At 35.9% G+C, this 11,996-nt stretch carries 13 protein-coding genes; 6 read left to right on the plus strand and 7 right to left on the minus strand.

Annotated elements, in window-relative coordinates:
- Positions 1-35: 35 nt before the first annotated feature.
- The 3 genes from JHL15_RS19190 to JHL15_RS19200 are packed head-to-tail and all read left to right on the plus strand — an operon-like array spanning position 36 to position 5,848.
- Positions 36-1,196: an efflux RND transporter periplasmic adaptor subunit gene (locus JHL15_RS19190; protein WP_200248379.1), complete on the plus strand. Its 1,161-nt coding sequence runs from the start codon at positions 36-38 to the stop codon at positions 1,194-1,196.
- 41 nt (positions 1,197-1,237) lie between these two features.
- Positions 1,238-4,414, plus strand: coding sequence for an efflux RND transporter permease subunit (locus JHL15_RS19195; RefSeq protein ID WP_200248381.1), 3,177 nt, complete (start codon positions 1,238-1,240; stop codon positions 4,412-4,414).
- 21 nt (positions 4,415-4,435) lie between these two features.
- The gene (locus JHL15_RS19200; protein ID WP_200248383.1) at positions 4,436-5,848 is read left to right on the plus strand and encodes an efflux transporter outer membrane subunit; all 1,413 of its coding nucleotides are present in this window, start codon (positions 4,436-4,438) and stop codon (positions 5,846-5,848) included.
- A 345-nt stretch (positions 5,849-6,193) separates the two neighbouring features.
- Here the strand turns inward: JHL15_RS19200 and miaA are convergent, their stop codons facing one another.
- The gene (miaA, locus tag JHL15_RS19205) at positions 6,194-7,108 is read right to left on the minus strand and encodes a tRNA (adenosine(37)-N6)-dimethylallyltransferase MiaA (protein ID WP_200248385.1); all 915 of its coding nucleotides are present in this window, start codon (positions 7,106-7,108) and stop codon (positions 6,194-6,196) included.
- A gap of 93 nt (positions 7,109-7,201) precedes the next feature.
- Between miaA and JHL15_RS19210 the strand changes: the two genes are divergently transcribed.
- The 3 genes from JHL15_RS19210 to nadA all read left to right on the plus strand — a co-directional run bounded on the left by JHL15_RS19210 (position 7,202) and on the right by nadA (position 9,836).
- Positions 7,202-8,059, plus strand: a complete 858-nt coding sequence (locus JHL15_RS19210; protein WP_200248387.1) for a YicC family protein — start codon at positions 7,202-7,204, stop codon at positions 8,057-8,059.
- Positions 8,060-8,148: 89 nt separating this feature from the next.
- Entirely contained in the window at positions 8,149-8,712 is a 564-nt protein-coding gene (gmk, locus tag JHL15_RS19215) for a guanylate kinase (protein WP_200248389.1), read from the plus strand.
- A 104-nt stretch (positions 8,713-8,816) separates the two neighbouring features.
- Complete coding sequence (gene nadA, locus JHL15_RS19220) at positions 8,817-9,836, plus strand: quinolinate synthase NadA (RefSeq protein WP_200248391.1); 1,020 nt, start codon at positions 8,817-8,819, stop codon at positions 9,834-9,836.
- A 40-nt stretch (positions 9,837-9,876) separates the two neighbouring features.
- Here nadA and JHL15_RS19225 read toward each other — a convergent pair whose 3' ends face one another.
- The 6 genes from JHL15_RS19225 to JHL15_RS19245 all read right to left on the minus strand — a co-directional run bounded on the left by JHL15_RS19225 (position 9,877) and on the right by JHL15_RS19245 (position 11,476).
- Positions 9,877-10,056 (minus strand): hypothetical protein, encoded by a 180-nt coding sequence (locus tag JHL15_RS19225; RefSeq protein WP_200248392.1) that lies wholly within the window; start codon positions 10,054-10,056, stop codon positions 9,877-9,879.
- 221 nt (positions 10,057-10,277) lie between these two features.
- Positions 10,278-10,430, minus strand: a complete 153-nt coding sequence (locus tag JHL15_RS19230) for a hypothetical protein (protein WP_200248394.1) — start codon at positions 10,428-10,430, stop codon at positions 10,278-10,280.
- Positions 10,431-10,552: 122 nt separating this feature from the next.
- Positions 10,553-10,747 carry a bacteriocin-like protein gene (locus JHL15_RS21405; protein ID WP_449508520.1) on the minus strand — a complete coding sequence of 65 codons (195 nt, stop codon included), beginning with the start codon at positions 10,745-10,747 and terminating at the stop codon, positions 10,553-10,555.
- A 13-nt stretch (positions 10,748-10,760) separates the two neighbouring features.
- Positions 10,761-10,946 (minus strand): hypothetical protein, encoded by a 186-nt coding sequence (locus tag JHL15_RS19235; protein WP_200248396.1) that lies wholly within the window; start codon positions 10,944-10,946, stop codon positions 10,761-10,763.
- Between the two features lie 131 nt (positions 10,947-11,077).
- Positions 11,078-11,272 (minus strand): bacteriocin-like protein, encoded by a 195-nt coding sequence (locus JHL15_RS19240; protein ID WP_200248398.1) that lies wholly within the window; start codon positions 11,270-11,272, stop codon positions 11,078-11,080.
- A gap of 45 nt (positions 11,273-11,317) precedes the next feature.
- On the minus strand, positions 11,318-11,476 hold the full coding sequence (locus tag JHL15_RS19245; RefSeq protein ID WP_200248400.1) for a bacteriocin-like protein: 159 nt from the start codon (positions 11,474-11,476) through the stop codon (positions 11,318-11,320).
- Positions 11,477-11,996 lie beyond the last annotated feature (520 nt).

Genomic DNA, 11,996 nt, shown 5'->3' on the forward strand with positions numbered 1-11,996 from the left:
AATTTTCAAAACTTAACAAAACAAATTAAATTTTAATGAAAATACCTGGAACAATTAGGATTCTATTACTTATAACAAGTATTATCCTTTTACAGAACTGCAGTAAGGCCGCAGAAAATACGAATCAGGCCCCTCCTGCACCAGAATTACCGGTTTATACTGTAATTACATCTCCAGCTACAACATATCAGGAATTCCCTACTGCATTGGAAGGAAAAAACAATGTAGAAATCAGATCTCAGGTAGATGGGTACCTGGATAAAATATATGTAGAAGAAGGAGCTTTTGTAAGAGCGGGACAACCTTTATTCAAAATTGACTCGAGAGCTTATGGTGAACAAGTGAATATGGCTCAGGCGAATTTACAAGCTGCCAACGCTAATATTCAGAAAGCCAAAGTAGAGGTTGACAGACTTCAGCCATTGGTAGCTGCAAAAGTAGTTTCTGATGTACAACTTAAAACGGCAAAAGCCAATTACGCAGCAGCAGTTGCAGCAGCATCACAAGCACAGGCTTCTGTTGGAAGTGCAAGAATCAATGTAGGATTTACAACTATTACAGCACCAGTAAGTGGTTATATTGGAAGAATTCCTTTTAAAAAGGGAAGCTTAATTTCAAGAACGGATCCAAATCCTTTGACTTTATTATCTGATATCAGCGAAATATATGCTTACTTCTCTCTAAGCGAATTGGATTTTATTGCTTTTCAAAATAAATATCCTGGAGCTTCTTTAGAAGAGAAACTGAAAAATATGCCAATGGTAGAATTGGTAATTGCAGACAACAGCATTTATCCTGAGAAAGGAAAAATGAGTATTGTGGATGGTCAGTTTGATAAAAGTACCGGAGCAATCAGCGTTCGTGCTGTATTCCCAAATGCTCAGGGAGCATTAAGAACAGGAAATACAGGAAGAGTTCGTATGCCTCAGCTTCTTAACAATATTTTGGTTATTCCACAGGAATCTACTTTTGAGATTCAAGATAAAACATATGTATATGTCCTAGGAAAGGATAAAAAGGTAACAAGCAAACCAATAACTATTTCTGGAAAAACAGAAAGCTATTACTTTATTTCCAGCGGACTTTCTGTAGGCGATAAAATCGTATATCAGGGGCTTGGTAATTTAAAAGACGGTGCTACAATACAGCCTAAAGCGGTATCTTCTGATAGCATCTTCAAAGCAAGACCTTTATAAACTATTTTCCAATACAGAAGACTTAAAAAAATAAACTTCTTATGTTAAAACAATTTATAGAAAGACCCGTACTCTCTACGGTCATCTCCATCATACTCCTATTATTGGGAATACTCTCGGTTTTCAATCTTCCGATTACGTTATTTCCCGATATTGCTCCTCCTACCGTTCAGGTAACGGCATTTTATCCAGGAGCTAATGCGGAAGTGGTGGCACGTTCAGTAGCTGTTCCTATTGAAGAAGCAGTGAACGGGGTTGAAAACATGACTTACATGACTTCCAACTCAAGTAACGATGGTTCGATGACTTTGAGTGTTTACTTTAAGCAGGGAGCTGATCCCGATAATGCAGCTGTAAACGTTCAGAACAGGGTATCAAAGGCAATGAGCCAACTTCCGCAGGAGGTTGTACAGGCCGGAATATCAACCCAGAAAGTACAAAACAGTATGATTATGTTTATGGGATTGTCCAGTGAGGATCCAAAACAATATGACGAACTGTTTTTACAAAACTATCTTAAGATCAACGTAATTCCACAAATCCAACGTATTCCTGGTGTTGCACAGGCTCAGGTATTTGGTACACAGGATTATTCAATGCGTATCTGGCTAAAACCGGACCGTTTGGCAGCCAATAATTTATCTCCACAGGAGGTAATGGCAGCTATCAAAGACCATAACCTTGAAGCTGCTCCCGGACGTCTTGGTCAGGGAAGTAAGGAAACTTATGAATATATCCTTAAATATAAAGGAAAACTGAATAAGAATGCGGACTACGAAAACATTGCTATTAAAGCTAATACGGATGGTTCATTCCTTAGATTAAAAGATGTTGCAAGAGTAGAATTTGGTTCTTATACCTATACGGCAACGAACAGAGTAGATGGAAAACCAGTAGCAGGTTTTGCTATCCTGCAAACAGCAGGTTCCAATGCTAATGAGATTCTGACTGAAATTGAAAAGCAGGTTGATGAGATGAAGACTACCCTGCCAAAAGGAGTAAATCCGATCATCATGTATAACTCTAAAGACTTCCTGGATGCTTCTATTGATCAGGTAGTAGAAACTTTAGTGATTGCATTTATCCTGGTATTTATTGTAGTATATATTTTCCTTCAGGATTTCAGATCTACATTAATTCCTGCCATTGCAGTTCCGGTAGCGATCATCGGTACATTCTTCTTCCTCCAGTTATTTGGATTCAGTATCAACATGCTTACATTATTTGCATTGATTCTGGCCATTGGTATTGTAGTGGATGATGCCATTGTGGTAGTAGAAGCCGTCCATTCAAAAATGGAACGTACAGGAATGCCGGTAGAGAATGCAACTGTAAACTCTATGAGTGAAATTTCAGGAGCGATTATTTCCATTACTTTGGTAATGTGTGCGGTATTTATCCCTGTTGGTTTCATGCAAGGTCCTGCCGGGGTATTCTACAGACAGTTTGCCTTCACATTGGTTATTGCAATTTTGATTTCAGCAGTAAATGCATTAACGTTGAGTCCTGCTTTATGTGCTCTTTTCTTAAAAGATCCTCAGGATGGAGAGCATGGTCATGAGAAAAAAGGATTTGGTGCTAAATTTTTCAATGCATTCAATACCAGCTTTAATAATATGACGCAAAAGTATATCTATAGCCTTAAATTTTTAATTAAAAATAAATGGGTTGCTGTAGGTGGTTTAGCGATATTAATTGCTGCAAGTGTTATCTTAATTAAAAAAGCACCATCAGGATTTATTCCAACTGAAGATCAAGGTTTCGTTTTATATGCGGTAAATACTCCTCCGGGAAGTTCATTAGAAAGAACACAACGTGCAACAAAACAAATCGATAAAATCGTAAACGGAGAAAAAGCAACCAACCACTTGTGGGTAGCAGATGGGGTAAACTTCATCAGTAATGCCAATGCTTCTCCTTATTCTGCCGGGTTTATTAAATTAAAAGATATCGACAAACGAGGAGACGTTAAGGATCCTGATCAGATAGCGGCTGGTTTAACAGGAAAAGTAAGTCAGGTAAAAGATGCGAGTGCATTCTTCTTTAACTTCCCTACTATTCAAGGTTTCGGTAACGTAAGTGGATTTGAATTTATGTTGCAGGATAAGACTAATGGATCTTTTGAACAATTGGGAGCTAATACGCAAGCCTTCATCGGTGAATTGATGAAGCGTAAGGAAATTGCATTCGCTTTCACCACTTATGCTGCGGGAAATCCACAATATACCATTGAGGTAGATGCGGATAAAGCCAATCAGCTTGGAGTATCTGTTACAGACTTAATGCAAACAATGCAGATCTACTATGGTAGTAGCTTCGTTTCAGATTTCAACAGATTCGGGAAGTACTACAGAGTAATGGCTCAGGCGGACATTCCTTACCGTACAGACACTAATTCTCTTGAAGGAATTTATGTTAAAAACAAGCAAGGAGAAATGGTTCCAACAAAAACGTTGGTGAAGTTGAAAAGAACTTTTGGACCTGAAACAGTAACAAGAAACAACTTGTTTAATGCAGTAACGATCAATGGAACTCCAAAACCTGGATACAGTACCGGAGATGCAATTAAAGCTGTGGAAGAGGTAGCAAAACAATCCCTTCCTCGTGGATACGGTTATGAGTGGACAGGTATTACCCGTGAGGAAATTAAGACAAGTGGACAAACTGCTTTCATCTTCATGTTAAGTATCTTGTTTGTTTACTTCTTATTGGCTGCTCAGTATGAAAGCTATATTCTTCCTTTTGCTATTATTCTGACGGTTCCAACAGGGATATTTGGAGTATTTGCCTTCACTGGATTAGCAGGAATTGACAATAACATTTATGTACAGGTGGGATTGATCATGCTTGTCGGATTGTTAGCGAAGAATGCGATTTTGATTGTAGAGTTTGCTGTTCAGAGAAGAAAAGCAGGTAAAACATTAATAGAATCTGCCCTTCAGGCTTCAAGATTACGTCTAAGACCTATTTTGATGACGTCATTTGCCTTTATCATTGGTATGCTTCCGTTGGTTTGGACACAAGGAGCTTCTGCAAAAGGTAACCACTCTATCGGTATCAGTACTGTAGGGGGAATGTTAACAGGAGTTATATTCGGAATCTTCATTATCCCGGTAATGTATGTGATTTTCCAATATCTGCATGAAAAAATGCCAAGCAGAAAAAACCGAAGACTTCAGAAACAAATTCATGAACAGGCTTTAACAACTGGTCATTAAGGTCTACTTAAAAGAAAAACAATGAAATTAATAAAGAATATTTTTCTAACTTTTATATTGGCTGTAATAGCGGTTTCGTGTGTAACTAAGGTTGCTTACACGAAACCAGACTTACAGCTTCCGGAAGACTTTCGCTTCACTGCGACGGCTGATACAGCCAGTGTTGCGAATTTACAATGGAAAGATTTTTTTAAAGATCCCATATTACAGGGATTGATAGAAAAAGGAATTGCTAATAACCTTGATCTGCAAATTGCTTTAAAGCAAGTAGCATCATCACAGGAAAAATTACTACAGGCTAAATATCTTCAATATCCGGATGTTGGTTTTACAGTTTCAGGACAGATCTCAAGACCTTCGAAGAATAGCATGAATGGACAAAGCCTTAATTTATTTATAGGAAAAAACCACGTAGAAGATTATAATGCAGCATTCAATCTTTCATGGGAGGCAGATATCTGGGGAAAAATAAAAAATCAACAGGAAGTTTCAAGAATGCAATATCTGCAAACTTATGAAGCAACCAAGGCTATTCAAACCCAGGTAGTAGCAGCTATCGCTCAGGGATATTATAATCTCCTGATGCTTGATAAGCAAATGGATATTGCTAAATCTAATCTAGAATTAAGCAGTAATACTTTATCTATTACAGAGAAAATGTGGGAAAGTGGAGATACCACTTCCCTGGGAGTTCAACAGGCAACTGCGCAGAAGCAATCTACAGAACTTTTAATTTCTCAATTAGAACAAAATATTGCAATTCAGGAAAATGCGTTGAGTATTTTAGTTGGTGAGGCACCTAATAAAGTAACCAGAGGAATTGAGTTATCTGATACATCATTATCTCAGGATCTATCTGCAGGACTTCCTGCAAAAATGGTAAGCCGTCGCCCTGATGTACGTCAGCAGGAATTGGTTTTACTTGAATCCAACTCATTGGTAGGAATTGCTCAGGCTAACATGTATCCTTCTCTTAAAATTACCGCGAATGGAGGAATAAATTCATTCAAATTTGACAACTGGTTTCAGATTCCAGCTTCATTATTCGGATCGGTTTTAGGAGGAATTACTCAGCCTATTTTCCAAAAGAGACAGTTGAAAACTGATTTAGCAGTTGCTAAAATTCAAAGAGAGAAAAATGTATTGGCATTCCGCCAGTCAGTTTTAAATGCGATGGGTGAAGTTTCTGATGCATTGGTTTCCAATGAGAGTCTGAAAGTTCAGGAACAAAAAGCAACTGAGCAGGTAACAACATTGAAAGATGGAATCAAAAGTGCTCAAATGTTATATAAAGGAGGTTTAGCCAATTACCTTGAAGTGATTACGGCACAAGCCAACTCTCTTCAGGCAGAATTAAACCTGGCGTCTGTAAAAAGACAAAGATTAAGCAGTATTGTTGATTTGTATAGAGCCTTAGGCGGGGGATGGAAGTAGTCAATTAAATTTAATATTGTTGAAGTGCGGTCTTTCGGGATCGCACTTTTTTATTGTTACATTTTAGATGAAACCATTAAGGATATTGAAGAAATTACGCTTTATAAAGAAAAATCAAATAGATTTAAAACTCAAAGCAAAACTAAACTTAATACCCTTAAAAACTTAATTAACTCTTAACGGTTTAAATATATTGTTCTTTTAAAAGCTATATATAATTAAACCGTTAAGAATAGTTGAGAAATTAAGCTTCATTAAGGAAATCACATAGATTTTTTAGCATAAAGCATAGCTAAACTTCACGCTCTTAAAAGCTTAATAAGATTTTAATGGTTTAAAAAGAAATTATTGTAGGATATTCTTATTAATATACTCAATTAAATTCCCAAAATCCTCTTGTGAATACCCCACCTTCACATAATGAATATCATCAGCTTTTCTATACCAGGTTAATTGTCGCTTTGCATATCTGCGGCTATTCTTTTTGATTTCTTCAACAGCAAAATCCAAACTCCAGATCCCTTCAAAATATTTAAATAATTCGGCGTAGCCAACCGTATTCAAAGCTGTAAGATCTTTAAATTTTTCCAAACCTTTTGCTTCTTCCAGTAAACCTTTCTCCATCATTATATCCACTCTCCTATTGATCTTGTCATATAGCTCTTCCCTCGGAGCTTCAATTCCGATTCTGGTTACATTAAAATCTCTGGAGTCCTGTGAAATTGCAATGAGTTCTGAATACTTTTTATTAGTCTGCCAAATAATATCAATAGCCCTCAAAAGCCTTCTGTGATTGTGAAAATCTACCACAGCATAATATTCCGGATCCAATTCTTTCAAAATTTCCTGAAGCTTTTCAATCCCCTCAGTATCGAGGATTTCCTGTAATTTCTGTTGGTTCTCTACATTCGCTTCTGGTAAATCATTCAATCCTTCAATAACAGCTTTTTCATACATCATACTTCCACCCACAAGAATCACCGTATCATATTTTTCAAAAAGTTTGTTGATCTTTTTCAAGGCATCTTCTTCATATTGCCCGATAGAATAATATTCTTTAACAGAAAGATTTCCTATAAAATGATGAGGAGCTTCTGCCAGTTCATCTGCTGAAGGTGAGGCTGTACCTATTTTCATTTCTCTAAAAAACTGACGGGAGTCACAGGAAATAATTTCCGTATTGAATCGCTTTGCCAAATCAATTGCCAATCTTGTTTTTCCAATTCCGGTGGGTCCTACTACAGAAATCAAATTTTTCATCAGTTCACTTTCATTTTTTATCGGTCAGATGGAATCTTTAGAGATTTCACAGTGCTAATTTAAATGTTTATCTTTGTACGACAATAAAAAACTATGATTTTATCAATGACTGGCTTCGGTAGAGCCGAAGATGTTTTTGAAGGAAAAAAAATATGCGTAGATATTAAATCGCTGAACAGCAAGAGCTTCGATTTAAATATCAAAATACCGTTACGCTATAAGGAAAAAGAATTCGAAATCAGAAAAATTCTTAATGATAGAATTATTCGTGGAAAAGTAGACTGCTACATTTCAGTGGAGAATCTTGAAGAAACCAACGATGTAAAGATCAATAAAAATCTTATTGATTCTTATATGAACGAGCTTCGTACCATTGCGTCAGACGGACCCGACTTTGAATATCTTAAAATGGCCGTAAGACTTCCTGATGCTATTACATCAAGACCTGATGAATTGGTGGAAGGTGAATGGGAGAATCTGGCAAAAATCGTTAATAGTTCTGTTGACAAATTTGAAGAATTCAGAAAGACAGAAGGTAAAACCTTGCATCTTGAATTAGAGAAAAACATCCAGAATATTGATAAATATCTATCTGAAGTTATTCCTTTTGAAGAAGTGAGAGTTAATAGCGTAAAAGAGCGTTATCAAAAAACTTTAAAAGAATTCGAAAACGTAGATGAAACCCGCTTCTATCAGGAAATGGCATATTTTACTGAAAAACTGGATATTTCTGAAGAAAAAGTAAGACTGGCCCAACACTTGAAATATTATAAAGAGGTTATGGATAATGAAGATTTCAATGGAAAGAAATTAGGTTTCATTTCTCAGGAAATCGGAAGAGAGATCAATACATTAGGTTCAAAGGCCAACCATGCTGAAATTCAGAAATTAGTGGTAATGATGAAGGATGATCTGGAAAAAATTAAAGAACAAACGTTAAATGTATTATAGGTAGTTTCGAGGTACGAGAGACGAGATAATCGGTACACATTAAAACCCAACTCTAAAACTCGGAACCCGCAACACGAAACCCATCAAACATGGAAAAAGTTATCATATTTTCAGCACCATCGGGGAGCGGAAAAACAACATTAGTAAAACATTCTTTAGATATATTTCCCGAACTTAAGTTCTCCATTTCCTGTACTACGAGACAGCCCAGGGGAACAGAAGTTCATGCGGTAGATTATCATTTTTTAACTCCGGATGAATTCAGACAAAAAATCAGTGAAGGAGCTTTTGTGGAGTATGAAGAGGTTTATACAGATAAATATTACGGTACATTAAAATCCGAAGTAGAAAAGATCTGGAATCAAGGTAAAGTAGTTATCTTTGATGTAGATGTAAAGGGAGGAATTTCCCTGAAAAAATATTTTGGTGAAAAAGCATTATCCATCTTTATCGAACCGCCTTCCATTGAAGAATTGGAACGAAGATTGATTTCAAGAGATACAGATGATGCTGAAACCATTAAAACCCGTGTAGAAAAGGCAGAAGAAGAAATGGCTTACGCTAATGAATTTGATAAAATTGTGATCAACACGGATCTTGACGAAGCAAAAATAGAAATAGAAAGTTTAATAAAAAGTTTTATCGGTAATTAATGGCTGGAAGATGAAGCAAGAAGATGGGAGTATTATAATGCACTCAAAATCCAACTTCTAATTTCTAACCGCTAGCTTCTGATAATAAAAAAATTGAGGTTGATATGAGTACCGAAACATTAGAAAGAGCTAAATCTGCAATTCCTGTAAGGGGATTTTTAGATCTAAAAGATATAGCTATTCCTCAAGGAGAAGAATTAGTGAAAGCTATTCTTAAGCTTAAAGAAGAAAAAAATGCGGTTATTTTAGCGCATTATTATCAGCCAGGAGAAATTCAGGATATTGCTGATTTTCTCGGAGATTCTTTACAGTTGGCAAGACAGGCAAAGGATACAAACGCTGACATGATCGTTTTCTGTGGTGTCCATTTCATGGCCGAAGCAGCAAAAATTTTAAATCCGACGAAAAAAGTAGTTCTTCCAGATACTATGGCAGGATGTTCTTTAGCTGATGGCTGTAGTGGTGAAGGATTGAGAAAGATGCGTGAGCAACATCCGAATGCTTTAATTGCAACCTATATCAACTGTAATGCAGAAACGAAGGCAGAAAGTGACATTATTGTAACAAGCTCAAATGCTGAAACAGTAATTGAAGCTTTACCAACTGACAGACCTATCATTTTCGCACCTGATAAAAACCTGGGAAGATATCTTTCAAAGAAAACAGGGCGTGATATGATCCTTTGGGATGGAAGCTGTATCGTTCATGAGGCCTTCTCTATGGAAAGAATTGCACAACAGCTGGCAGACAATCCGGATGCAAAATTAATTGCGCACCCTGAAAGTGAAGAAGCTGTTTTAAAACTAGCACACTTCATCGGTTCTACATCTGCATTATTAAATTATGTAGAAAAAGATGACTGTCAAAAATTCATTATTGCAACTGAAGAAGGAATTCTTCACGAAATGAGAAAACGTGCTCCTCATAAAGAACTGATTCCTGCTTTGGTTTTTGATGAAAGCTGCAACTGTTCTGAATGTTTTTATATGAAACGCAATACAATGGAAAAATTGTATTTGTGTATGAAATACGAACTTCCGGAAATCCTTATCGACGAAGAACTTCGTTTGAGAGCATTGAAGCCGATTGAGGCGATGTTGGATCTATCAAAAAGTATAAAATAATAAAAAAGCACTGTTTTCACAGTGCTTTTTTTATGTATCATTATTCGAAGCAATATGCGCTTATATCAACGCAAGGCTTGCAATTTTCAGATAAAGCAAAATAATGGTCGCAGGTATTCGTGTACTCAGGACCTGGTCCATAACTATTATTAACCGGACATCCTCCACAAGTCAGGGAACCTTTAATTTCTTTCAATTTTAATCTTGATAATTTTTTCATAGTATTTTATTATTTATTAATTAACATCAGGGGGCAACCTAAAGGGTTCGTTGTTAAGTAAAGACAAATCTTACTACCACTTAAATCTGTACACCAGGCACAACCAGTCGGTCCACAACTAAGATCTACCTGACACTCATCTAAGAGTGCTCCTCCACCATTTAATCTTAAGACGTCTAAAATGAGAAATAAGAGTCTGCTTTCGCAGGACTTTTAATTCCCTATTGAGGAAAACAATCCATGCTTACCTTTACATAAATTTCACAACATTTAGGTAATGCCTGAAAGTCTGCACAAGACCTTGGAAACCCAAGACCATAAGGTCCAACCGGGCAATTTTCATCGCAGCCTGTTCCCCCATTAATTAGCTTCAAATTTTCCCTACGTAAGTTTTTTAAGTTTTTCATATCGTTCATTTTTGTTTAGTTTAAAAATATACCTTAAGATCCTTTATGAAGTCTCTATACATAAAAAGTACTGTAAAACAGTACTTTTATTATAAACAATCGGGAAGTTCAATTACTCTTGCTTTGCAGCACGCAGGTAGAGCATCAAAAGCAGCACATGATTGAGGATCTGGCCCATAAGGTCCTGGAGGACAATTATGATTACAAGTGCTACCACCATTAATCATTTTTAGACCTTCTCTGTTTAATTTTTTTAAATTTTTCATCATAACATTATTTGTCATTTAGAAGTTTAAATTAATCAGGAGCGCATTCAAAGCTTAATAAAACTTTAGGCTTGCAACATGCTGGTAATGCATCATAATCAGCACAAGATCTTGGGAATCCTGGTCCATAGGGTCCTGGAGGACAAGCAAAATTACAAGTTGCTCCTCCATTAATTGACTTTAAATTTTCTCTGTTTAGTTTGTTTGATTTTTTCATATATATCAATTTAGTTTGAATTATAAATATAATAATTCCATTCGATTCTGAATAAAATTTAAACAAATATTAAATAATATGAAAAAAACACAACAAAGGCTGTCTAATTTTGAACAGCCTTCATTTTATTTTTATGATATAACCGGCCCGACACATGCGGGATTGAGAAATGCTTGATTTTTACAGCATTGTGATAATAATTGGTATGCTGCACATGAATGAGCTGCGCCTGTGCCTGGAGGTCCATAGGTATTTCCTGCCGGGCAACCACCAGGACATGCACCTCCATTAATTGCTTTTAAATTTGTTCTTGATAATTTTTTCATACTAAAAATATGTATTAAACGATTTAAATTCTTTATTTCTAAAAACTACACCATTGGTGGATAACAAGTTCCTCCTGGTGTACGCCAGCACCCCCAACCTCCTTGTCGAAAGCATACATAAGCTGCTCCACCACATGTATCTATTTGAAATTGGGTAAATCCACCATTTACTTTTTTCTGTTCTTGTCTCGAAAGTTTTTTCATAATTCTGATTTTCTATTGTTAATATATAGAGGATGATCGATCTACACTCTCTTACTTTATCACTCAAAAGTGAGACACAAAAATGACAAAACAAAGCAAGACTTAATATCTGTAGACAATCAACGAATAAGTGTCAATATTTTTATAGTTTTTGTATTTTCAATGATTAAAAAGAAACAAAAGCTATAATTTTTATTGTCTAAAGATGGTCAGCAAAAAACCAGTCTCTTATTTCTCGTAATACTGGATACCAAATAAATACAGCGTATTTTATATAATCTGTTCCTGAAAAAAAATACAATAAAGGAATAAAAAAATTTTTATTTCTCAAAATAACCTCTACATTTGTCACTTCAAAAGATGCAATTAGTACAAAACATATCTGTAACTATTTACCCGGAGTTTTCTATTCCGGCTGCATCATCTATTACAATTATTTCTACATCTACAACCCCATAACGGGGTAGATTTTCACATATAATTTCAGGTACCTGGTACTCTTTTTTTAAGAGTAGCTCTT

The organism is Chryseobacterium paridis (assembly GCF_016595215.1).
Taxonomy (GTDB): Bacteria; Bacteroidota; Bacteroidia; order Flavobacteriales; family Weeksellaceae; genus Chryseobacterium; species Chryseobacterium paridis.